Source organism: candidate division TA06 bacterium, from assembly GCA_004376575.1.
Lineage (GTDB): Bacteria > Hydrothermota > DG-26 > E44-bin18 > E44-bin18 > E44-bin18.
The window spans coordinates 1-22,415 of the sequence record SOJN01000122.1; the positions used below are offsets into that span (position 1 = coordinate 1).

Genomic DNA, 22,415 nt, shown 5'->3' on the forward strand with positions numbered 1-22,415 from the left:
ACTTTCGCCTGTGTCCGACATGACCAAACAGGCCACATTCTTGAGTAATATGCCCGCAATGACAAAGTATCGCGTACGGGTCCCATTTTCCATTTTCGGATCTAGTGGATTTGTTGGTATGTTACTTGTTTGTGAGGCGCTTGATCAGATCTGCGTACTGCTCATATTCTGCCACTAGTTTCGCTCGATCGCCCGGCTCAAAATCCGAGAAGTCAAACCCTGGAGCCATGGTTGTGCCCATGAGGGCGAATCGACCCCCTTCTGCAAGAAAGCTCCCCTGCCACACTTGCATGGGCACTACACACTGGACTACCTGCCCCTTCAGGATATCATGCCCGAGGATTATCGTCCTACCTGTGCCGTCCGGGTGAAGCTGGAGCATCGTCACCGGGTCTCCAAGGTAAAAGTGGATGACTTCGTCAGTAGGCAACCGGTGCATTGCTGAGAAAGTGTCCGGAGTCAACAGATAGTAGATTGCCGTCCCGATGTGCTTGTCTGAACTGTACCGGTCGGGTAGGGCGGACGCTGGAACCTGCTCCGACGAACGGTAGGTCTCTCTATAGAAGCCACCCTCGCCCGGCAAAGGCTGAAGACCAAGCTTCTCAATGAGAATGTCAGCATTCATGTTTCCTCCTGGTAGATTTGGGGTCAATAATGCGTTTCCGTTGCGTGTCTTCCCAAGTCAACTCTATCAGTTGTAAATCAATCCCGAGATTGCTTCGCCCCCACGGGGCTCGCAATGACAGTCTCTTCTTTTGCACTGGGGGGCGTATTGCCCTTCTCCCCTCGACTCCGCTCGGGACGGGCAGCACAGGCAATAGGCCCCTACAATTGTCCCCAGTTGATAGCTGACAGCTTGTCTAGAGTTCGTCAAACACATCAGTTGGAATGTCGATTCCGCTTATGGAGTAAATCCGCCACTTCTTGCCTTCTTTGACGAAGCCGAGTTTGATCTCTCTTCCTTCAGTCAGAGTCCCAAGAAGTAACATGACTTGATCCTCATATTTAGCGATAACCTTCGCCTTGAAGGTGGCCGCTGCTCTTTTGCCCTGTACATTCACTTCAAACGAATCGTAGAGGACTCTTATGTTATCGAATCTATCAAAACCTCCCTCCAGGAGTCCCCTCAATTGCTCTCTCATCACCATTGTCGAATCCCACTCAGCCACTGCTATATGACTCATGCATTCATCCACCTTCTCATTCCTTATATCCTCAATCGCCCTTTTCAGGGTCATCTCAATTCTTCTCTCGTCACTCACAAACACGAATCTAAAAAGAAGTGCTACAATGACAATCAGCAAACACACACCTGCGACGACCATCACAGGCCTTAAGGATACACGCATCAGTCCTCCTCGTATTCCGCAAGAATCCGGCCGACAAGATAGAAGGATCCTGTCACCAGAATCAGTTCATTCACACTGGCTGATTCTCTTGCTTTTCGGAATGCCTCACCGCTGTCTTCCACGACCTCCACTGACCCGACCAGCCCCTTGAATGATGAAGCCAAATCTTCAGGCGCCATTGAACGCGGCAAGTCAACCTTTGTCAGGTATACCTGATCAAGGGCTGGAGCCAGTTCTCTTGCGAACCCTTGATGATCTTTCTTCTTCGTCATTGCAATCACTGCTTTCACCCTTTTACCTTTGAAGAGCTTTCGTACAGAATTGGCTAGAACTCTTGCGGAGTGAGCATTATGCGCTGCATCCAAAACAACAAATGGATCCCGCTCGACAATCTGGAGCCTTCCTTTTAGAACTACATTGCTGAAACCCTCTCCGGACACACTCTCGTTGAGTGTCTTCAGAGTGAGATAGGCGGTCGCGGCATTCTCAATCTGGTGCTCGCCCAGAAGTGGAAGAGAATAAGTCTCTCCTTCTATCTTGAATTTGGAGCTTGAAATGTCGGATTGGACAACCTCGTATTTCAAATCTCTTCCTACCAGCTTGAGTCCCGCGTCAAGCTCTCTGCACCTCGCCTCTATAACCTTGAGCGCTTCCTCTGTTTGCGGAGCAGACACCACAGGAATCCCTTTTCGGGCAACCCCCATCTTTCTGTCCGCAATCTCCGCAATCGAATCCCCAAGGACATGAGTATGATCCAAGCTTATGGGGGTCACGACTGAAAGAATGGGATTGGCCACGTTTGTGGCATCGTTCCTGCCTCCTAATCCCACCTCGAGAAGAGTGTAGTCTGTCCTTTCTTCTGCAAAAAACCTGAATGCGATCGCTGTCAGAACCTCGAACACGGTTCTGTATCCGCCAGCACCTCTTCTTATGAATGGCTTCATCTCTTCATAGATGGATGAGAACCTCTCTTCGGGAATCTTTTCTCCGTTAACTCTTATCCTTTCTCTTACCTCGATGAGGTGGGGGGAGGTGAATATGCCCACATTCCGGCCTGATGCCCTGAGACAGGAGGAAAGGATCTCTGCTGTAGAACCCTTTCCCTTTGTCCCGGTTATTATGATTGGATTCTTCAGCCCCTTGTGTGGACTGCCCACATTTTCAAGAAAGCCCCTGTACCGGGCGAGATCGAACTCCCGTGGGTACTCGACCAACCTCTCGTAGTCGACCAGGGAGTACAACTCCTCCAGACAGTTCTCGTATTTCATAGAGGGAATTCTAACTGGTTAGAGGCTATCTTACAAGAAAAGGGTCGTTCCAATAAAACCTCGTGACACCCTCATCTGTTCCGAAGAAAACATAATCACCATGGATTACAATCGCATTCACTTCTTCTCCAATTAGACCGTCTCTCTTATCATACTTAATCCAGTCACCGATATCCTTCCTGAGGTGCGCCACACCAGAACCTGTTCCCACCCAGAGATTCTTCTCGTCGGCGGCCAACACCCTCAACTTCTCGTCTGGAAGGTGCACAGGATAAGTGAACCTCTTCCATGTTTTGCTTCTCATGTCAAAGCTGATAAGGCCACGCCACGTTCCAAACCATATCTTGCCACTGTCAAAAAGCAAATAATTAGTACTCACTTCAAGCAATCCTTCTGGATCCTTAAACTGTAACCATTTGCCCGATTGGATATCCAGGATGAAGACACCTTCTGAAGTTGCTACCCAGAGACTCTCATTCGAAACTGCCAGATGGTTTATCCTGACCTTCAGTTGAGTCATCCTTGTGAAGTCAGATGAGGACACGTCCATCACCGCCAGTCCGTAACTTGTACCGACCCAGAGGCTGTCCCCATGGACAAGTTCGGCAGTCACTTCATTCCGAGGAAGACCATCAAAAACGGTGAAGGTCTTGAAAATCCCCTTTTTCTTGTCGAAACGAGTCAACCCATGTTCTGTCCCCAGCCACACGTATTTGCTGTCAGCAACAATAACGCTGATTCTGTTAGAGAAAAGGCCAACGTCATTCTCTTTGTCGTAGTAAACCCAGCTACTGTCAGTCTCGCACCATCTGGTTACTGCCGGTGCATCAACAGCCTTGCCTCCAAACCACAAAGTCCCTTCGTCCAGGTACATTGCATCTACTCCACCTCCTGCAACTCCCATCAAGAGGTGCGTACTTGTCAAATCAATAAGGTCGTACTTGAAGGAGCCATAACCCTCTGTGCCAACCCAGAGAATCTTACCATCCTCAACAGCAGCCGTCATGTTATACCTTTCCAAATGTCTCCCCGGAATATAGAAGGGCGCGAGAAAAGAATATCGGGGTTTCTTAATATCCACCTCTCCCCTCTTCCCGAACCACTTTATGTCGTCTTCAAAGCGGTCCACTGGGACCCAGCTGCGGGTAATCTTGTCAAACCTGATTTTGAGATCCGGCCCCTCTCCCCAGATGTACTCCGCGTTAACCCCTATGGAGGTGAAGGAGCCTCCAACTCCTTCCATTTCGTATGACTCCCAATCCTCCAATGTGCTCGCGTAGGAGTATATGTTTGAGCCGGAAGAAACGAGAAGGTTATTTGTGTACACATCAATCCCAACCACATCCACATTTCTTGTCGGCAGTCCGTCCCCTGTTGTGATCGGATCACCCCATCTTTCTTTCAACTTGTCATAAACACATATCCCATCTCTTGTCCCGAAGTAAACGAATCTCAAATCGACAGCTATTGATGTGATATAGCGCAGGTCGGTGTAGCTGACCCAATCTTCAGGCAGGTACTGAGTGGCTTCAGCAGAGAAGACTATCAAGCTGGAGAAAACGATCCAGATAAGAAGAATGAACCTGTTGGGTTTCAATCTTTCCTTATTGGAGAGCGGGCTATATCCTCGTGGCCCTGTCCATTCATGCGAGGGTTTCGCTCAAGCACTCTTTTATGGCCAGAGAGATGTTTTCCATTATGTCACCGGCAACAAGGGAGTACTCAGTCACTCGCTCCGCACCTATGTCACCAGCCAGACCGTGAAGATAGACGGCAATCCTTGACGCGTCAATGCCTTCCAGACCCTGAGCGAGAAATCCTCCGATCATCCCGGTCAGGACATCACCAGAGCCTCCTGTAGCCATCCCTGAGTTCCCTGTCGGGTTGACATAAGCAAGACCTTCCGTACTGGTCACTACAGTTGGCGCTCCTTTGAGAACCACGGCGGAAGAAAACCTTTTCGATAGACTTATTGCGTAGTCTATCCGCTCCCTGTCTATTTCAGAAGCAGCGATACCAATGAGCCTCGAGGCTTCACCCGGATGAGGAGTCAACACCAGTGGCGCCTTGCACTTCCGAATGACAGACATATCAAATGACAGACAGCTGAGTCCATCTGCATCCACAACAGTCGGGCATTTGACTTCGGACAAAAGCTTGAGAACCAACTGGCCCGTACCTGGATTTGTAGAAAGGCCGGGACCGATAGCCAGAGCATCTGACTTTTCAAGGAATGAAAGAATAGCATCAAGGCCTCCCGGGGCAAGGGTTCTGGACTCAGTCTCCGGCAGTGGAAGTGTCATCACTTCTGTCAGCTTTACTTCCATCGCATCGTTCAGGCTCACCGGTATTGCGAGAGTTACCAGTCCGCATCCCACCTTTAGAGCTGACATACTGGCAAGTGCAGCCGCGCCAGTCATGCCCGGAGAACCTGCAACCACAAGCAAGTGACCAAATCTCCCTTTGTGAGCGCCACGTGGCCTTAATGGCAAAGCGCTTTGAACATAGCTCTCATCGATCAGTTCAACGTTGACCTTTTCCTTTTCTATGGCTATAGAAGGTATCTCAATATCAACAACATAAACATCTCCTGCACATTCCCTTCCTGGGTAAAGCAGCAATCCTCTTTTGGGAAGACAGAGAGTCGCAGTCACGTCGGCCACAACACATGGCCCTTCTGCCTGGCCGGTAGTGGAGTCAAGGCCGGATGGCATATCAATTGAAAACACTATTCCCTCGAATTGGTTTAGAACCTCGATAACCTTTGCAGGAAGACCGCCCGCTGCCCCTTTGAACCCCGTTCCAAAGATTGCATCCACGGCAACATCCGCACTATTGAGTCCTTCCTCCAGTTTTGAAATGGAAGTCTCGCTCTTCATCTCAACCACTTCTATTTTCGCTTTAAGGGCAATATCAAGATTAGTCTTTGCGTCCCCCTTGACCTCTGATTTCCCTCCAAGCAAGTACGATGTGACCGCTGCACCTGCATTCTTCAGGAACCTGGCAACAACAAAGCCGTCCCCGCCATTATTCCCTTTGCCACAGATAATCACAAATGAGAGATCTTCTACTTCTCCAACCTCTTCTTCTATTACCGAAAATACTCCGCGGCCTGCGTTCTCCATGAGTACGACCCCAGGAACGGACATACCCTCTATCGCCCTGGTATCTATACTTCTCATCTGCTCTGCTGTGACTAACTTCATCCAGGTAACTCCTTTAGCTCAGAATCACAATCGCAGTTGCGTATTCCGATGTGTGCGAGAGGCTTAAGGTGACCCTTCTTTCCCCCACCAGTTCGGCCACCCTTCCCTCCAAAGAAAAGGATGGCTTTCTACGGCCGTCATCAACCACCTCCATGTCTTTCCACCTGACCCCGTGAGACAGGCCCGTACCGATTGCCTTCAGTAGTGCCTCCTTGGCGCAGAACCGGCTTGCGTAGGACTGATATTTGTTCTTCAATGTTTCACTGAAGGCAATCTCGCCGTCTGTGAAGACCCTTCTCTTGAACCTCTCTCCCCACTTTTCGATGAGGCGTTGTACTCTACCCACCTCAACCAGATCTATGCCTACTTGAATTTCTTCTTCCCCTGCCTTTGGAGTTATTCCCATCAACTATGCCCACTAACTCATACACGTCGTCTATGTCGTACGTAGCGCCCGACTTTTCAGTGCCAAATGTGTTCCCATATCGGGTGAAGACAGTCTTCATGCCCAGATCCAAAGCACCTTGTATGTCTCTCTCTGGCCAATCCCCTACCATCAAAGCCTCCTCGGGTTTGGCTCCAAGAAGACTGAGGATCTTCCTGAAAGGCGCGGGATCCGGTTTAGTCACGTTGGTATCCTCAAACGCAACCACTGCATCAAAAAAGTGTTCCAGACCAAGATCACAAAGCCTCAGCCAGACCTGGCGCCTGGGAGCATCGGAAACCACACCAAGCTTCAGCCCTCTCTTGGTCAGCTCCATCAGCGTGAGTTTCACATGAGGATACAATACCAGGGCTGCCTCTCTCGCCCTCCGGTAGCCAACGATCCCGGCTGCATGGATTTTGTAATCTATCTCTCCCAGCTCCTCTTCCAGAAACGCGTCAAAGACCTGCTGATACTCTATGCCTTCCTTTTTGTATATTGCATATATCTTGTCCCGTGCTTCGTCCTTGGACATATTGAGGCCTGCGTCTATCATGCTCTCAATGGCAGCATCTATAGATTCCTCTTTCATCCGCATAAAGTCAACAAGCGTGTTATCCAGATCGAAGATAACAGCCTTTACCATATGACTCCTTAACCGGTGCTACTTGTTAGAAACGGGGATCTCTTTACCCATTGATATCTCCCCGTTGTCAATTCTAAGATGATAGCCACAGCCAGGATTGGTACATACCCACGCCTTGTACATGATGGATGATCCCTCCCTGCCATAGTCTGACAGTGGAACCAGAACACCCTTCTCGCACTCCAAGCAAATCGGATATCGCTCTTCCACTCTAGCCTCCTCCCGTCAAAGGACTATTCTTTCTGAACCCCGTCAAACCAACCGCGTTCCCTTTCTGCAGCTGATATCCGCTATCCTGGTCGGTTCTGGAATTCTGTACTTGGTGGCACATTTCAGAACCAACTCCTCCGAGGACGCGAAACTGACCAGATGGCCGGGTGACACGAAGACCGGCCTTACATCTGTCCTTGTTCTCACTACTGAGCCGACTCGATTGCCCTTGTACATGAGCGTCGACATACTCCCTTTTCTTGTCCCTGGTTCCTTGTATTTACCGACCAGTCTACTCTTGGCGCATCCAAGGGTAGGCCATCCAAGAAGCACGCCCATGTGTGCAGCAAGGCCCAGGCCCCGTTGATGGGCAATGCCCTGCCCATCAAACAATATGACATCTGGGGTCTTCCCCAACCTGGAAAGGGCATTGAGAAGAAGTGGTCCCTCCCTGAAAGTAAGAAGACCGGGTACGTAGGGGAACCGAACTTCTCCTTTGACCATCACCTCCTCTACTACTTCGAGTTCCGGAAACTTCATCACAATGCAAACGGCTGTAGCGCAGCCATTTCGGAAACCAATGTCAGCACCAGCAATCAGCCTCACTTTCTCGAAACCGTCAACAATCCTGACCTTTTTGCCCAGCTCTTCCTGAATCTGCCTGGCTTCTGCCGGGGAAACATCCCATCGATGGTGCTCAGCGACTGTCACCGTCTCACCCGTACAATAATCGTATCTTCACACCTAGCCGCCAACTCCCTTGACCTCCAACATCAAATAACTAAGGCGTTTTTTCCGTGTTTATGAATCTGGACCACCGACGATAGTCGGCCAGCTTGAATACTTTCTTCGTATCCGGCGACCGGGCCATCGCCAGCTCTTCTATCCCACAACTGGCATCCGCGCAGGAAAGGCAATTCCCCTTGCAGTCTGTGGCAGGCTTGAACTTATCTCCATCTCTCACATATATGGGGATGTCGATCCCTTCACAGTTTGTGCTGCTCATGAATTCGCTGTTCAACCCCACCGGCTCACCATCTGACAATTCAAACTCCATGCAAAGAGCGAACGTGACACCTTTCTTGTCACACTGGCTCCTCATGTGGTCGAATATCCTCCTTCTGTAAGCGACATTCGCATTCAAGTATCCACATATCTTCTCGCTGTACAGTCTTTCCAAATCTAGTATCACGCTAGTCCCAAATACTCCCATTGTCTCAAGAATGATTTGCTTCATCCCTATGGGGACATCCATCACTGAAGCCACGATGTGGCATGCACCAGAGTCGGCTGCTTTTGAAACCAAGTCGCTCAGTTCCTCTTTTGAATCTGTAACTAGAGGAACGATCGGGTCAATCCTCACCACGGTGTGTAGCCCCTTACCCCTTATGGCTGAAACCTGTCCGAAGAGCTGTTCGGTAGTCGCTCCCTCTCCCATCATGAGCTGTCTCTTACCTTCATCATTGGTGGTTATCGATACCTGGCCGAAGGAGTGTTCCTGCTCGGCCATCATATCCAGTACACTTCCGGGAACACGAGACTTGGTAACGAACTCTATGGGAATATTTCTTTCAACGAACTCTCTCACAATTCTTGAAGATAGCTGGTAGGTCTCCTCCAGTTTTTGAAAGGGGTCTGTTACCGGGGATAAATAACCGCACGACGCTACGTTCAGTGAATCCAGTTGTGATGCTATCACCGAATCAAAATCCTCAAATACTGTTACCATACCTGTCTCTCTGTACCTTTTGAAGTATCCTGCGTAGGACTTTGCGTAACAGTAGACACATCCGTTTGAGCAACCGTTGTACGGGTTTATGAGCATTCTCTCAGAGGTGCACTCTCTTTCATCCCTGTACCAGCCGTGGAGTTCCTTCTTTGACTTCACCAGAAAATGAGGAAGAGGATGATCTATCTTCTGTTCTTTCTCATCAGCCTTTTCAATAGAACTCATTTTCTTCCCTCCAGGAAATTCAATGCAGTCTCAGCAACCGCTTCCCGATTTGCCTCAGTCAGCGTTAGGACCTCCGTATCTCCTCTCTCAATCAACTCCTTTATAAATCCCTGTCGCCCAATCTTGACGGTCGCAAGAACTCTCGCGTCCGAGTCGAACGCCTTTTTCACAACATCCCTGAATCTCTTGGAGAGAAGCTCCATCTTCCCTATCTCGTCGATCACAATCAAATCGCAACCGGCCAGGCCCTCTTCAATACCAGTGACCCCTATTCTTTCGAGGTCTCTCAGGTTCACCCGGTATCTGCCAACTCTTGGCCCATGTTCGGCAAGAATTGTGGCAAGAACGCCTGCTCTGCCATCCAGGGTCTCTATCTTGAATCCGGTCCTTTTTCCGTCTTCTCTCACCTCCTGGGTAAAAAAGCCGGCCGTCTTTTCTCTTGTCGACCTGCCTACTACGGCCTTTATCAGTGTTGTCTTTCCCACACCTGGTCTGCCCATTATGAGCAGATTCTTCACTTCCCGGCCCATTTGGACTCCTCGGTGTTCGTCTCTTCCCTCCGCTGCCCCCTTTTGCCCAATGCAGCAAGGATCCACCCCGCAATCAGACCTACTATGAATGTGACGAGAAGAAGAAAAGTGGTAGGGATATCCCAACCCCAGCCCAGAAAACGGACCGTACTCCTGCTCAGATTCTGGAGAGCAAAAGCCACGACCAGAGCCACTATGATCAGGGCAATTATCAACCGCACACGCACCTGACACCTCCAAGTATAGTCCCTGAACGAGTTTAGGATAACAAAACTCCATTCGTTAGTCAAGTCAAATCTGGAAATCGGCCTTGACCAGCTCCACAAACTCATCTAAAATACTCTGAGTTAGAGAGGGGAGGTGAGAATCGGTAAGAAGTTCGAGGAAAAGTCAAATCGAATAGAACAGTAGATTAAGGAGGGTATGGTGACGCGAGGAAAGGTTTGTCTGATATCTGGGGTGCTCCTTGTACTCCTTTCAGCACAGTTTGGCTTTACTGCACCATCAATGTACGGGCCTAAGGGCCTTTTCAGGGTCATCAGCGCAGACCCTGAAGACATGGGCAGTTTCAGCATGAATCTTCATTTGTTTGCAACCCAACCATCTCTGGATACCGGCTATGTGAGTAGCGATACAGTAGACACTTTCCCCGCCGGCGCCACAGACGGATATGGGCAGGCACAGTTGTACATCTCCCTGTCCTACGCCATATTCGACATCTGGTCACTGTATTTCGGGGGCCACTTTATCGGAGATGCCGTCGAAACAGAAAACGTCAGTGGGCGCAGCCGGTCTCCGATAGGCCCCTACATGGGGTATGATAATAGACGTTCAATCGGCCTCGGAGACATGCAGGTTGGAACCAAATTGACCTGGCCACTTCTCTCCTCGGAGTCCGAGAGCAAAGTGTTCCTTGGCCTGGATGCGTTCGCATCATTCCCCACAGGAACAAAGCGGGACACGGTCTTGACACAGTCCGGCGGCGACATTCTTGAAAACCAGGGAGGAGTCTTCAGGTTCTTCTCTTCCAATGGTTATGACGGTGGTGGTCGACTCTTATTTACATTCAGGTCTCCTGGAGAGACTCCCGTGCTTTTCCATGCGAACGCCGGATACATATACAGATCCTTCGTGCCTGACATGATAGCCAACCAACTGGTGGCAGGTTTCGGGACGGAGGTTCAGATCGGCTACATTACACCCTTCATAGAGATTACCACAGAGCAGTGGATACACGATTCTGAGGAAATTTATGGAAATCCCCCCATAAGGATAAGCCCTGGCTTAAGGTTCTCGACACCAGTCGGATTAGCATTTGACCTCGGAGGCGACTTCCGCGTCTCCAGCGAGAATACTACTCCAATAGACGAAGAATCGTATGTGACAACTGGCGTTGGGACTTGCCCACCATGGGCTATCCATTTTGGCCTTTCGAATGTGTACGATTTCATCGTGCCTCCAAAGGCTCCTGAGACGGGAACAATTGCCGGCAAGATCTACGACAAAAAGACAGATAAACCCCTGGGAGCCACAATCAGTTTCCCGGGCGACACTGCTGTGCAAAGTACAACCAGCAACCCTTCGACAGGCCTTTACAAAATTACAATCGAGGAAGGCTCTTACAGAATCAGGGTGTCGAAGAAAGGGTACAGGTCAAAAGACGTCCCTGTACAAGTCGTTCCCAAGAAAACCGCGCTTCTGGACGTGGCTTTGGTTAGGAAGGTGGTGGCTAAGGGGCATGTCACTGGCAAGGTTACGGACGCTTCATCAGGTAAGGCTGTCGGTGCTAACTTGAGTTTTCCCGGGACCCAGCTTCCGAAGATAGCCAGCGATCTGAGCACTGGTATATACAAGGTGACCGTTCCCCCTGGCACATACACTCTGGAGGTAGTCGCAGACGGATACATACCCCAGGCCCTGCCGGTCATCGTCGAAAAGGACAGAACATTCATGCAGAACTTCGAGCTTCTGAAGAAGGGCGGAAAGATAACGCTGAGGGGCATTACTTTCGACACCGGCAAGGCAACGATAAAACCGATAAGCTATCCGGTCCTCGACCGCGCGGTCGATTTGCTGAGAAAGAACCCCAAGGCCCGAGTGGAAGTGCAGGGTCACACAGACAGTGTGGGCTCGGATTCATATAACATGCGCCTCTCCCAAGCAAGAGCGAATTCCGTTTACAAGTATCTTGTCGACCATGGAATTGACGCTGCGAGACTGACAGCAAGAGGTTATGGAGAGACTTCGCCGATCGCTGACAACAGAACAAGAGCCGGAAGGACACAGAATAGAAGAATCGACTTCAAGATTCTCGCGCAATAACTTCTGGCTTAAAACGCGCGACGAAAGGGGCCCTCTAACAGGGGCCCCTTTTCTCTCTATCTTAGAGTGCTTGCACCAAATGGGCGTGACCTCCCTCTCTGCTGAGAAATCCTAAATCCGAAATTCTAAGCACTTCACCCCGTTAGATAGATCTAATAAGAGGTGGGAGTAGTGTAGCAAACGGATATCTTGCACAGTGTATGAACTCGTTCTATGAAATCGCAGCTCATTATCTAACGGGGTAAACAATATCTAATGTCCAAAACGGGATTCCGGCTTCAGTTTCGTATTTGGGATTTTGGATTTGTTTAGGATTTAGGGATTAGATATTAGGATTTTCTCTTACAGCGTACAGCGAGTTAGAAGTGTTTAAAGCCCTCAGGTAGAAGTGGAGATTCGGTCCCGTCAGCAGAAACGAGGAAGACTCCGCTGCCCTCCTCAACTTGCCCGAGCTTGGTGATGGGTGTACTGCCAACCTCTTTCAGGTCAAGCCCGGCAGCTGTAAAGAGCAGCTCGAAGTCCTCTCCGCCAAAAAGAGCCATATCAAGAGCGGTAGCAGAAGAAGCTCCAGCGACGGTATGAACCTGGGGACAGATTGGTAAGCTCTCCACAGCTATCACCAGCTTGACACCACTCTCCTGTGCGATATGCCCTGCGTCAATGGCTAGGCCGTCAGATATATCAATCATAGAATGGATGCCCTGGTTCCGGACCAACTCCCTGGACTCTTTGACCCGTGGGATTGGTGAACTGTGTCTTTTTACAATGTATGCTCGAACATCCTCGTCAAGGTCGAGGCCCCTGGACAGAACAAGCCTACCTGCCTCTGATGCGCCAAGATCACCTGTAACGAAAATAGAGTCACCAGGTTTTGCTCCGGAACGAAGAGCGATATTTTCAGTTTCAACTTCACCTATCACAGTGACGGAAATAGCCAGACTCTTTGAACCCACCGCATCTCCCCCAACCAGCTCCACTCCGTACTCATCGCAGGACTCCTCAATTCCATCCAATATGCCATCCACATCCGCCACTGATATTGTGGGTGGGGACAGGAGAGACACCACGCAGTACCTCGGGACTCCGCCCATCGCTGCCACATCAGAGATGGAGGCCGCCATTGCTTTCATGCCAACTTCTTTGAAGGAGAAATAGGAAAGGTCGAAGTGGTTACCTTCAACAAACGCATCAGTTGTGATCAGGGTCAACAGAGCCGAATAGGCTTTGACAGCACAGGCATCATCACCAATGCCCACAACAATGTCCTGACTCTTGCGCCCGATCCTCCTGCGAATCCGCTCTATCAGCCCCTGCTCACCAAGTTCACTCAAATCCATCATTAACTCAAGCTATAAGCTGTACACAAAAGTACAAGGTAGGAATCGCGAAGTACGAAACCCAACCCCTTCCCTCCCTTGAGGGAGGGAATAAAAGGGAGGGTGACAACTCTTTACACCATCACATATAAGACATACCTGCCCTCCGAAGCTACGGGGGGCAAGGATTACCACAAGATTCTTCATTTATGGTTTTGTCAAGAGATCAGTGTTTTTCTGTGTTAATCTCGTGTGAATCTCGTGGTTTCAAGATTTCAGCAGGCTTTTGAGTTTGGCCAGTTCCTCCTTTTTTATTTTGAACTGATGCTCCACTTCGGGAAATCTACCGGCCTTGACATCCTCCACGTAGCTCTGGACCGCGTCCTTAGCAATGCTGGAGACGTCCGCATACTTCTTGGCAAACTTAGGCAGAAACTGCTCGAAGAGACCTATCAAGTCATGGATTACCAGAATCTGGCCATCGCATTCGCCTGCTCCAATCCCATATACGGGAACTGGAACTTCCTCAAGAAGAAGTTGGGTAACCTGTGCTGGAATGCATTCAGCTATGATTGCAAACGCGCCAACTTCGACCAAGGCCTTGGCATCGTCCACGAGCTTTATTGCCTCTTCAGCACTCTTCCCCTGTACTCCAAATCCACCGTACTGACAAACAGACTGAGGAGTAAGGCCGATGTGGCCAAGGAGGGGTATGCCTGCATCCACTATCGCCTTCGCCTTATCCTTCACCCTTACTCCCCCCTCAATCTTTACCCCCTGAGCCCCAGCCTCGGAAAGAAACCTGCCTGCATTCCTGACGGCTTCAGCAGTTGACGTCTGGTACGAAAGGAAAGGCATGTCACCAATGACCATTGCCCGCTTCACTGCCCTGGCGACCGCTCCGGTGTGATTCAGCATCTCCACCATAGTCACCGGAAGAGTTGTCTCATATCCCAGTACCGTCATACCCATCGAATCGCCCACCAGAATAAGCTCCACTCCCACGCAGTCTTCTATGAGAGCGAAAGGGTAGTCATAGGCGGTCAGAAGGGCTACCTTCTCCCCCTTCTGCTTCATTGAGTGCAACTGCTTAATGGTGACTCTTTGTTCTTTTGTAGATGAGGGGGTTGCAGTCAATCCAGTTATCCCCCACTCGGTAGTCTTGATATCAGCCGAATCGTCTCCCCACGAGCAACATCTAGCTGTCCGTTAATACTTATCATATATGCAGTAGCAGAATTCTCTTTCAGCTTCAGCACCTGAAGGCCACCCACAATGTCGTCTGGAAGCTGGACCTTATCTCCTGTGTCTGGATCCTTTTTCCATTTGCCTGTTCTGTAGACTTCAAACACGTCGCCTATCTGGAGTCCGCCCAACGACCCGTTGTCGATATAGACGATATCAAAGGGTCTTAAAGTACCCAGATGGTTTTTTCGAGCAACAAGATAACCCTCTACCATTTCATCGGTCGGTTCGGGTATCTCTCCCACCGGGATTTCTTCAGGCTCGTAGGGCTTAATCCTATCTTTCACGTGGATTATCTCAGATGACCGCTCGATGACAGCACGCGATGTCCTATCTCTAACCTCTGTTACCCTGACTACTCCCAGTATTCTCACCATCTTTCCAAGATACTCACCAGTCTTTGGATGCTTTATCCCTCTACCCACACGAAACACTGTGAACCTGTCTCCCACATTCACCTGGTCCTCGGTGCCCCTGTCAATGTATATGAGCATGTGAGAAGTGAGGTTCTTAACATTGGGTGGATCAGAGTCGAGGATGTATCCGCCAAATATCTCCACATCTCTGGCGAGATACCCTCCTTCATATGCCAGTTCTTTCGCCACAACCGGCAATCGATACTCTATTCTAGAGACTGGCGGCAAGGCCACAGCTTCTTCTGGAGGGGGAAGCTCCTCAGGAAGGAGTTCCTCGGGCGGAAGTTCGGACGGAGGGATTACCTCCGGAACACCGGGATAGAAAGGCGGTATCATAAACTCTTGCCCAGGATATATCCAGTGCGGATCGTCGATTTTTTCAGTGTTCGCCTCATATATGTCCGGCCACAAAAATGGATTTTCCATGTAGTATCCAGACAGATCCCAGAGAGTGTCACCCTTCTTCACAATGTGCACCCTCGTCTGTTCCTGAGCAAGAACTCCACAGACAAGCGCCAGTATCACACAAAAGATTGGGACTTCTATCCACTTCTTCATCATCCAACCTCCTTCTTTTTGGAGCTGACTTCTTGAGCCTGCTCCCGTTCCTTTGATTCCTTGCTGTCTCCTTCTTTCCCTTTAGCCCTCACGTACTTCATCTTCAAATCATATAGCAACTCATCTAACAGTTTTTTCTCCTCCTTTTGAAGATTGCCTTTCGTTTTCTCCATGAGCATTCCAAGCGTATCGATGGTGTGTTTTGCAAGCTTCATGTCTTTATCTCTGCTCTTGGTTACTGGGTTCTCAACCAGACCCATGTACTGGAGCGCACCTGCCGCGAGCGTGAGAATGAGTGATGGGAATGACGCTTCGGGCACTCCACTTTTTTCCTGCTCATCTTTTTTCCTTTCCGCTCTGCGCAACAAGTTTAAAGCTCCTCCACTCCAACCAGGGACTTCACTCTGACAGCCTTTCCCTGTTTTATGAAAACCCTGGGAACTCTTGGGCCAACAGAACAAGTGACATCATAGGTGATCGTCCCGGAAAGCCTGGCTAACTCATCTGCACTGATCTCTTCCTCGCCAGAACTCCCTATCAGAACCACCTCATCGCCAACACGAATTTCTGGATGTCCGGTCACATCAACCATTGTCAGGTCCATGCATACCACACCAACTATGTTGAAACGCTTTCCTCTTATCAGAACCTCACCCTTGTTGGAGAGAGCCCTCGAATAGCCGTCCCCATATCCAACAGATACCACTGCGACAGTAGAATCTTTCGGAGCCGTATAAGTCCTTCCATAACTGACTGTCTCGCCTCTGCGGATACTGTTAAGGTGAGCAACTCTCGCCTTAAAGGTCATGACCGGCCTCACATCAATCTGTCTTTTGACCCACTTTGAAGGGTACATGCCGTAGATGACAAGTCCTGGCCTTACCATGTTGAAGTGACTTTCCCTCAAGTCCAGAAGAGATGCGCTGTTGGCGGCATGAACCATAGGGATTTCCACGGACCTTGACCTCAGATCCTCAAGCACCTGTGTGAATCTTTTGAGCTGCTCCAGGGCAAAGGTCTTATCAGACGCCTCTGCACTGGCGAAGTGCGTGAAGATTCCCTCCACCTGGATAGAATCCAACTCACAAACCTGTTGAATGAAATCGGCCGCGCCGGAATAGTTGACCCCCGTCCGTCCCATGCCCGTATCGACCTCAATGTGAACTTTCATCTTCCTGTCCATAGCCTCTGCCACACCAGAGAGCCTGCGCGCATATTCAATGTTTGAAACAGTTGAGGTGAACCCTTCTGTGACGATCTCAGGTATCTCTATGAAAGAAGAAGGACTCAATATGAGAACCGGAACTCCTGCCCCACCCCTCTTGATCTCAATAGCCTCCTCCAGACTTGCCACTCCCAGCACAGATACACCCTCTACCGCAAGTGCTTTGGACACAGCAACGCTGGAGTGACCGTACGCATCGGCCTTTACCGCAACAAGAATCCTCTTGTCAGGACCGACCCATTCCTTCACCTTCCTGAAATTCTCTTTCAGCCGGTCCAGGTCTATCTCTACCCAAGCTCTTCCATTCTTCAGATTGTTCTTAAGCTTTGTCACGGCCTCTATATCCGCACTATATAGGATTTGACTTGTAACTGTTGACATTATCTAATACCATATTCTTGATGGGTTTGAAAGAACAAAATAAGGAACAGCAAGACCTTTTCAAAATACTCTCTCAGCTAGTTGGCAGACTTAGGAAGGAATGCCCCTGGGACAGAGAGCAAACCCCCGAATCTCTCAAGCCTTTTCTGCTAGAAGAAACCCTAGAAACCTCCGAGGCAGTAGAATCCGGTGACCCGGAAAGGCTGAAGGAAGAACTGGGAGACCTCCTTCTCATGGTCCTCCTTTACTGTGAAGTGTCTCAACAATTTACAGTGAACGAAGTACTATCCGGAATAATCGATAAGGTGAAGACGAGGCATCCTCATGTTTTTGGCAAGGAGAAACTGACTTCAAGCCAGCAGGTCGTGGAGCGCTGGGAGCAAATCAAGCAGAAGACTCAAAGAAAAGATTCAGCGCTCAAGAAGGCTGTGCTCCTCAATGACCGGGCTATCCAGATCGGCTTCAATCCGCCATCTTTGGATGAGATGGCCGAGAAACTGACCGAGGAGATGGAGGAACTCAAACGGGCAAAGACTCAGGAGGAGCAAAAGGAAGAATCAGGAGACTTGCTCTTCACAGCAGTCAATATCTGTCGCATGCTCAAGGTAGAACCTGAGTCTGCACTCCTTGCAGCCTGCAACAAGTTCCAGCAGAGGCTCGAAAAGGTTTTCAAAGAACTTCAAAGCAAAGGGAAGATTCCCCAGAACACATCATTTCATAAGATGGACGAGATTTGGACCAAAATCAAATAGCATCCTCCATCAATTCTACTTCGACAGCACCACAAACTCTATTCGCCTGTTCTGTGACCTCCCGTGTTTGGTCTTGTTGGACGCAATAGGCGCATTCTCCCCATAGCCCCTTGCGGTGAGCCTTTCCGGTAATATGCCCCTACTTACCAGCCAGGTACGAACCGCATTGGCCCGGGCCAGCGAGAGTCTCATGTTTGATGAGGCTGACCCCACACTGTCCGTGTGACCTCCGACTTCTACTTTGACCGTGGGGTTTCCCTTCAATGTCTCTAGAGCAGTCTGCAGAACGGGGTATGAGGAAGAGGCAATCGTCGCACTCCCGGAGGCGAACACTATCCCTGTGAGGATAACTCGCTTTCCTTTCTTCATCACTCTTTCAGCCTTGAGCGAAAAATTCTGAATAACGGTTTTGCCCGATTCAACGACAGCAGGAAGAACCGTTTCTCTGTAGTTCTGAGCGCTGACTCTCACACTGTGTGTACCCGCAGGAAGGGTGAGTTTGTAGATTCCGGTTTGAAAATCGCTCGTCGTAGCACAGCCTGCCACATCAATCATTGTAACATCTGCTCCTACAGGTGCATGTGTGCCTGAGTCCCTTATCACTCCGGTCAGAACACCCTCTGCCGACACCTTCTTCGAGAGTTCGAAATCGATCACCACTCTTCCCTCGCTATCCGGCGGAACAACCCTGTCCTTCCATCTGTAACCCTTCTTGAACGCTCTTATCCTCACCCCACCTTCTTTCAGGTAGATTTTGTAAAGGCCCGTCTCAGGATCTGAAAAGATGGGCTTAATCGTATCTCCCGAAAATGTGATCACCACCCCCAGAGGATCTCCGGTCTCTTTGTCCGTCACCTTCCCGGCAACCTCTAGCGGGGGAGGTTCCGGCTTCTTCTTTATGAGTTGCGAAGTTACCGAGAGTCCGAAGACTACATTCCAGCTTGTTCCATCGGATTTGTCGTCTGGTACAAAGTCGAAATCTGTCAGGGCAAATTCAGCTCCGAAATCGAAGACAACGCCCACAGGTGTGAAGAATCTCAAGCCGGGGCACATCCATAGCGTATCGGCAGCCCACTCCGGCTTATCTATTAGCTTTTCTCCAAGCAACTCACCAACGATCCCCACATACGGCCCGGCCTGAATCTCTGCTCCCACTCCCCAGTGAATCTCATTATTCCGACTGTAGGCCTCATCTTTCGCTTTTCCAACACCCAGATATCCAATGCTGCCGTGAACTGCCAGGGGTTTCACCTCAAGATCAGCAAGCAAATCTATGCCCATGTCCGGGCTATGGCCGACTGAAGGGATGAATCCCAACCGGCCCAGTTCATCATCTTCTGAAGGTACCCCGAAAAGGCCGAAATTCACATAAGCCCTTGCGCCAGGAATGATTGCTATGCCAGATTCCTCGCTTTCGAAGATTCGCGCACAGGTCTTGAAGCCGAGCCCGAAATTGCTCAGACCACCGGAGTAGGTGTCCGGCCTCTCTCTTACCTGGTCACTCTGCTCATCATACTTTGCCAACATGTCGAGTCTTAGGTACGACTCCAGAAAATCAAAGATACCGTAGCTAAGCCCGAACCTCGATTCAAAGTAATGATGCTTATCTGCCATGTCCAAGGTGTCAGCCTCAGTCAGCCCCCAATCTCTCCTGGAGTAGTCATCCTGTGTGTATTCGCCGTTCAGAATTACGGTGAAGACGCCGCGTGGAGAAGACCTGGCGCTGTGGAGCTTGAAGAGCCCCGAACCGCCAATCATGCTCGCAGCCCCATGGCAGAAACTGGGCACCAGCAGAGCCAGCAGGAGTGTCAAAACCTTTCTCATTCGGCCTCTCCTAGAGCCCTTATCTCTATCCTCCTGTTCTTAGATCTCCCTTGTTCGGTTGAGTTGTCAGCAACGGGTTTTTCTCCTCCGTAGCCCCTTGTCACAAGAGATGTTTCATCGAAATTGTATCCATTCACCAAGAACCGCCTGAAAACTGAAGCTCTCTTTTCAGATAGAAACAGGTCGGCCTCGGGGGAGTCAGACTTGTCTGTATGCCCACCGATTTCAAACTTCACCCCTGGATTGCTCTTTATTAGACTGACGACCTTCTTTATCCCTTCATAAGATTCAATCTTGAGATTGGCTGTAGCCGGAAGAAAACTGACCCCACTCACCACCATGTGTTCACCCATCTTCAGAAGCGAAATCGAAACCATTTCTGTCTTATGCGCGCCAACTGTCAGCTCCTTTGATGTACTGAGGTATCCTCTCGCATCGCAAATCAGCTTGTATCGTCCGGGAGCAAGCTCAAGCGCTTCCACATTTCCGCTTGAATCTGTCCGCGCCTCCTTACGGCTTTTTCCCTGGAGAAGAATATCCGCTCCAACAGGCTCGCCTGTCTTCATATCAGTGACAACCACACTCACCCATGACTTCCTCTTTTGAGGGGTCAGCCTGATATTCCTCGCCACAGTTTTTCCCTGCTTCACAAAAGCGGGAACGACCCTCTTATTGTATCCTTCTGCCTCCACTATCATGCTCACCAGACCCGGCTTCAATCCCTTGATAACGTAGTAACCCGTCACAGGGTCAGCTTCTATCGTTGCCTCAGACCCTTTTATTGAGACTCTTGCGGCGATGGGTTCGCCAGTGGTCCTATCCTTCACAGCCCCGGATATGGCGCCGGGCTCAACCCCCAGACCTCCAAGGGACCTGGATAGTGTGAGGTTGAAAAAGAAACGCCAGTCATAAGTCTCTGCCTTCAGGTATCTAAGGCTTTCCTGCGCCAGATTTATGTCGTATCCAACATGGAAGCAAAACCGGCGTGTTGGCGTCACCTTAACCCCTTGAGTGAACCTGAGCGGACATTGGTTCCAATCCAGCTTCTCTTGAAGAAGCTGTTCTGAAGTGACCTCTACTATTGGAGTAAAAAACCTGGTAGGAAGTTCGAGCGAGACCCCCACTGGAACTGCATTGCTCTCTTTTCTCCCTGAATGGTGGTAGCCGAGGTTGGCATTGACGCGTATCGGTATGAAAGACTCAAGGCCCTTGAAGTCGTATGTTGCGATTGCCAGCACACCGGCCCCCATCCGCCCAGAAGAGAATTCATCTTTGCCTGTGGGAAGAGTTAGATAGATGTTCACTCCGGATTTGAAGGAAGAGAATGTCCGCGGGGCGAATTTGAACCCAACTTCTGTATCGGACAGACCCACCAGTCCCTCATCAGGAGCCAACCCGAGGTTCTGGGCTCTCGTCACACCTCCGGTCAAATAGAGCTCCGCAGACGGTCGCGGCACGGCTGCCAGAGCCATCTTCAGATTCATCTCTTCCTGAGTAGAGGGAGAGGCCTTGCGCCAGTAGTCAAACCACAGGTTCAGAGATTGATTGCCGTGGGGCTCAACGTCCCCGGAAACAACTCTGAACGTTCCCCTCATCCCTTTCATCCCCGGCAGCCCATAGGATGGGCCGGACCAGCCTGCTAGAAGCAATAGACACAACAACCCTGCTTCCAGATTCCTCATACGAAGTGCCCTAACAATATAGCAAAGAATGATTTATGTCAAGAAGTTTTTGAGATACTTAAACTCCAAGTCCCTAACCATATTTGGTTAGGGAACCAAACGTGACAGAGTATGCTATTTTTCGGACTAAAAACTCGCGGTCAAACCCAGAAAAAGAGACTCTCCGCTCTGCCCCACTTCAAGGCCCAGGGGCCTGTTCCACTCCACGGCCTTATCATAGCTATCAAACACCTCTATGACCTTGATGAGCCCCGCAAAGCCTAGAACGACGTAAGCAGTGGAATTGTTCCCCTCCTCATCGTCACTCAACAAAGAGACTCCCCATGCGGCGAGCCCCCCCTCTGCTCCCGCTGCTGCAAGAGCCAGGTCCCAGCGCCTCAGATATACATAACCTCCACCAGGCACTATTGCAAGAGCCGCTGCGGTGGGGGGATTCTTTCTTCCTCTCGGCTCTGCCACCACCTTTTCTATCGGGTAAGGCTCAACTTGTGGCTCTTCCACCTTCGGTGGTTCAGGTTCTTTCTTTCTGGGCTCCTCTAATTTGACTGGCTCAGGCTCTTTCTTCTCCGGCTCCTCCTCGGGCGCCCCAAACTCGATCCTCTGTATCTCCTCCCTTTTCACTGTTAGAATCCCGTATGGAAGGCGAATCTTTATCTCAGCCTCATCCATAGTCTCAATCTCACCTTCCAGACGTGTACCATCCTTCAGGTGGATGACATCCGCTGAAGCGAAACATGGCAAGATGAGAAGGATAAGTGCAACAACACAGGTTCTCACAAGTCCTCCATTCTTCTTCAGAGCCAAATGATAACCCGGAACAGGCACAGTGTCAATCGATCTATACTAGCTGTGTCATGGCAAGTAGAAAATGTCAGGTTTTTTGCAAATTAAAAATGTCGGCTCTTCTCCAAATCAGTTGGCGGTAGTGCTTGGCAATGGGGTGCTATGTCTTTGTTTGCCATTGGGATTGCTCTACCGCACTCTTTTCTGCGTCTGTTCTGATGTTGCGTCTGACTTTTCTCTTCCTCCATGTGATACCTGCGCCCTTTTCTTGGAAATGGGCGCTAACCTAGCGCGCCGCAAGCGGCGCTACTCCATACATTCAGG

The 22,415-nt window shown here is 50.1% G+C and carries 22 protein-coding genes; 2 read left to right on the forward strand and 20 right to left on the reverse strand.

Going from position 1 to position 22,415, the window contains the following annotated elements; translation table 11 throughout:
- Positions 1-121: 121 nt before the first annotated feature.
- From E3J62_09980 to E3J62_10035, 12 genes are all read right to left on the reverse strand, one after another.
- Positions 122-625: a cupin domain-containing protein gene (locus tag E3J62_09980; protein ID TET44526.1), complete on the reverse strand. Its 504-nt coding sequence runs from the start codon at positions 623-625 to the stop codon at positions 122-124.
- 235 nt (positions 626-860) lie between these two features.
- Positions 861-1,349 (reverse strand): hypothetical protein, encoded by a 489-nt coding sequence (locus tag E3J62_09985; GenBank protein ID TET44527.1) that lies wholly within the window; start codon positions 1,347-1,349, stop codon positions 861-863.
- Positions 1,349-2,617, reverse strand: coding sequence for a bifunctional folylpolyglutamate synthase/dihydrofolate synthase (locus E3J62_09990; protein TET44528.1), 1,269 nt, complete (start codon positions 2,615-2,617; stop codon positions 1,349-1,351). Before E3J62_09990 ends, E3J62_09985 begins: the two co-directional genes overlap by 1 nt.
- Before the next feature lie 25 nt (positions 2,618-2,642).
- Positions 2,643-4,214 (reverse strand): hypothetical protein, encoded by a 1,572-nt coding sequence (locus tag E3J62_09995; protein ID TET44529.1) that lies wholly within the window; start codon positions 4,212-4,214, stop codon positions 2,643-2,645.
- A gap of 46 nt (positions 4,215-4,260) precedes the next feature.
- The gene (locus E3J62_10000) at positions 4,261-5,823 is read right to left on the reverse strand and encodes an NAD(P)H-hydrate dehydratase (protein ID TET44530.1); all 1,563 of its coding nucleotides are present in this window, start codon (positions 5,821-5,823) and stop codon (positions 4,261-4,263) included.
- Positions 5,824-5,836: 13 nt separating this feature from the next.
- A complete protein-coding gene (gene acpS, locus E3J62_10005) occupies positions 5,837-6,229 on the reverse strand; it encodes a holo-[acyl-carrier-protein] synthase (GenBank protein ID TET44531.1) in 393 nt (130 codons plus the stop codon).
- Complete coding sequence (locus E3J62_10010) at positions 6,171-6,893, reverse strand: TIGR02253 family HAD-type hydrolase (protein ID TET44532.1); 723 nt, start codon at positions 6,891-6,893, stop codon at positions 6,171-6,173. Before E3J62_10010 ends, acpS begins: the two co-directional genes overlap by 59 nt.
- An 18-nt stretch (positions 6,894-6,911) precedes the next feature.
- A complete protein-coding gene (locus E3J62_10015) occupies positions 6,912-7,103 on the reverse strand; it encodes a hypothetical protein (protein TET44533.1) in 192 nt (63 codons plus the stop codon).
- A gap of 42 nt (positions 7,104-7,145) precedes the next feature.
- Positions 7,146-7,814, reverse strand: a complete 669-nt coding sequence (locus E3J62_10020) for a deoxyribonuclease V (protein ID TET44534.1) — start codon at positions 7,812-7,814, stop codon at positions 7,146-7,148.
- Positions 7,815-7,884: 70 nt separating this feature from the next.
- Positions 7,885-9,057, reverse strand: a complete 1,173-nt coding sequence (locus E3J62_10025; protein TET44535.1) for a hypothetical protein — start codon at positions 9,055-9,057, stop codon at positions 7,885-7,887.
- Positions 9,054-9,587 carry an NTPase gene (locus tag E3J62_10030; GenBank protein TET44536.1) on the reverse strand — a complete coding sequence of 178 codons (534 nt, stop codon included), beginning with the start codon at positions 9,585-9,587 and terminating at the stop codon, positions 9,054-9,056. The genes E3J62_10025 and E3J62_10030 overlap by 4 nt, the downstream gene beginning before the upstream one ends.
- Entirely contained in the window at positions 9,572-9,919 is a 348-nt protein-coding gene (locus tag E3J62_10035) for a LapA family protein (GenBank protein TET44537.1), read from the reverse strand. Before E3J62_10035 ends, E3J62_10030 begins: the two co-directional genes overlap by 16 nt.
- A 91-nt stretch (positions 9,920-10,010) precedes the next feature.
- On the opposite strand from E3J62_10035, the gene E3J62_10040 reads away from it, so the two are divergent.
- Entirely contained in the window at positions 10,011-11,909 is a 1,899-nt protein-coding gene (locus E3J62_10040) for a hypothetical protein (GenBank protein ID TET44538.1), read from the forward strand.
- A gap of 359 nt (positions 11,910-12,268) precedes the next feature.
- Here the strand turns inward: E3J62_10040 and thiL are convergent, their stop codons facing one another.
- The 5 genes from thiL to alr all read right to left on the reverse strand — a co-directional run bounded on the left by thiL (position 12,269) and on the right by alr (position 17,050).
- Positions 12,269-13,249, reverse strand: coding sequence for a thiamine-phosphate kinase (gene thiL, locus E3J62_10045; GenBank protein ID TET44539.1), 981 nt, complete (start codon positions 13,247-13,249; stop codon positions 12,269-12,271).
- Between the two features lie 243 nt (positions 13,250-13,492).
- Positions 13,493-14,302, reverse strand: coding sequence for a 3-methyl-2-oxobutanoate hydroxymethyltransferase (panB, locus tag E3J62_10050; GenBank protein ID TET44540.1), 810 nt, complete (start codon positions 14,300-14,302; stop codon positions 13,493-13,495).
- A 65-nt stretch (positions 14,303-14,367) separates the two neighbouring features.
- On the reverse strand, positions 14,368-15,447 hold the full coding sequence (locus tag E3J62_10055) for a LysM peptidoglycan-binding domain-containing protein (protein ID TET44541.1): 1,080 nt from the start codon (positions 15,445-15,447) through the stop codon (positions 14,368-14,370).
- Positions 15,444-15,764 (reverse strand): DUF1844 domain-containing protein, encoded by a 321-nt coding sequence (locus E3J62_10060; protein TET44547.1) that lies wholly within the window; start codon positions 15,762-15,764, stop codon positions 15,444-15,446. Before E3J62_10060 ends, E3J62_10055 begins: the two co-directional genes overlap by 4 nt.
- A gap of 50 nt (positions 15,765-15,814) precedes the next feature.
- Complete coding sequence (gene alr, locus E3J62_10065) at positions 15,815-17,050, reverse strand: alanine racemase (GenBank protein ID TET44542.1); 1,236 nt, start codon at positions 17,048-17,050, stop codon at positions 15,815-15,817.
- Here alr and mazG point away from each other — a divergent pair.
- The gene (gene mazG / locus E3J62_10070) at positions 17,044-17,802 is read left to right on the forward strand and encodes a nucleoside triphosphate pyrophosphohydrolase (protein TET44543.1); all 759 of its coding nucleotides are present in this window, start codon (positions 17,044-17,046) and stop codon (positions 17,800-17,802) included. The genes alr and mazG overlap by 7 nt on opposite strands.
- 15 nt (positions 17,803-17,817) lie before the next feature.
- Here mazG and E3J62_10075 read toward each other — a convergent pair whose 3' ends face one another.
- The 3 genes from E3J62_10075 to E3J62_10085 all read right to left on the reverse strand — a co-directional run bounded on the left by E3J62_10075 (position 17,818) and on the right by E3J62_10085 (position 22,085).
- On the reverse strand, positions 17,818-19,626 hold the full coding sequence (locus tag E3J62_10075) for a hypothetical protein (GenBank protein ID TET44544.1): 1,809 nt from the start codon (positions 19,624-19,626) through the stop codon (positions 17,818-17,820).
- The gene (locus E3J62_10080) at positions 19,623-21,308 is read right to left on the reverse strand and encodes a hypothetical protein (protein TET44545.1); all 1,686 of its coding nucleotides are present in this window, start codon (positions 21,306-21,308) and stop codon (positions 19,623-19,625) included. The genes E3J62_10075 and E3J62_10080 overlap by 4 nt, the downstream gene beginning before the upstream one ends.
- 126 nt (positions 21,309-21,434) lie before the next feature.
- Complete coding sequence (locus E3J62_10085; GenBank protein ID TET44546.1) at positions 21,435-22,085, reverse strand: hypothetical protein; 651 nt, start codon at positions 22,083-22,085, stop codon at positions 21,435-21,437.
- Positions 22,086-22,415 lie beyond the last annotated feature (330 nt).

Bases quoted from the DNA above. Each gene is read 5' to 3' on its own strand.
- E3J62_10075 (TET44544.1), bottom strand. From the start codon at position 19,626: ATGAGAAAGGTTTTGACACTCCTGCTGGCTCTGCTGGTGCCCAGTTTC.
- E3J62_10000 (TET44530.1), bottom strand. From the start codon at position 5,823: ATGAAGTTAGTCACAGCAGAGCAGATGAGAAGTATAGATACCAGGGCG.
- alr (TET44542.1), bottom strand. From the start codon at position 17,050: ATGTCAACAGTTACAAGTCAAATCCTATATAGTGCGGATATAGAGGCC.
- E3J62_09980 (TET44526.1), bottom strand. From the start codon at position 625: ATGAATGCTGACATTCTCATTGAGAAGCTTGGTCTTCAGCCTTTGCCG.
- E3J62_09990 (TET44528.1), bottom strand. From the start codon at position 2,617: ATGAAATACGAGAACTGTCTGGAGGAGTTGTACTCCCTGGTCGACTAC.
- E3J62_10080 (TET44545.1), bottom strand. From the start codon at position 21,308: ATGAGGAATCTGGAAGCAGGGTTGTTGTGTCTATTGCTTCTAGCAGGC.
- panB (TET44540.1), bottom strand. From the start codon at position 14,302: ATGAAGCAGAAGGGGGAGAAGGTAGCCCTTCTGACCGCCTATGACTAC.
- E3J62_10025 (TET44535.1), bottom strand. From the start codon at position 9,057: ATGAGTTCTATTGAAAAGGCTGATGAGAAAGAACAGAAGATAGATCAT.
- E3J62_09985 (TET44527.1), bottom strand. From the start codon at position 1,349: ATGCGTGTATCCTTAAGGCCTGTGATGGTCGTCGCAGGTGTGTGTTTG.
- E3J62_10010 (TET44532.1), bottom strand. From the start codon at position 6,893: ATGGTAAAGGCTGTTATCTTCGATCTGGATAACACGCTTGTTGACTTT.
- acpS (TET44531.1), bottom strand. From the start codon at position 6,229: ATGGGAATAACTCCAAAGGCAGGGGAAGAAGAAATTCAAGTAGGCATA.
- E3J62_10035 (TET44537.1), bottom strand. From the start codon at position 9,919: ATGAGTTTGTGGAGCTGGTCAAGGCCGATTTCCAGATTTGACTTGACT.
- E3J62_10055 (TET44541.1), bottom strand. From the start codon at position 15,447: ATGATGAAGAAGTGGATAGAAGTCCCAATCTTTTGTGTGATACTGGCG.
- E3J62_10040 (TET44538.1), top strand. From the start codon at position 10,011: ATGGTGACGCGAGGAAAGGTTTGTCTGATATCTGGGGTGCTCCTTGTA.
- thiL (TET44539.1), bottom strand. From the start codon at position 13,249: ATGATGGATTTGAGTGAACTTGGTGAGCAGGGGCTGATAGAGCGGATT.
- E3J62_10030 (TET44536.1), bottom strand. From the start codon at position 9,587: ATGGGCCGGGAAGTGAAGAATCTGCTCATAATGGGCAGACCAGGTGTG.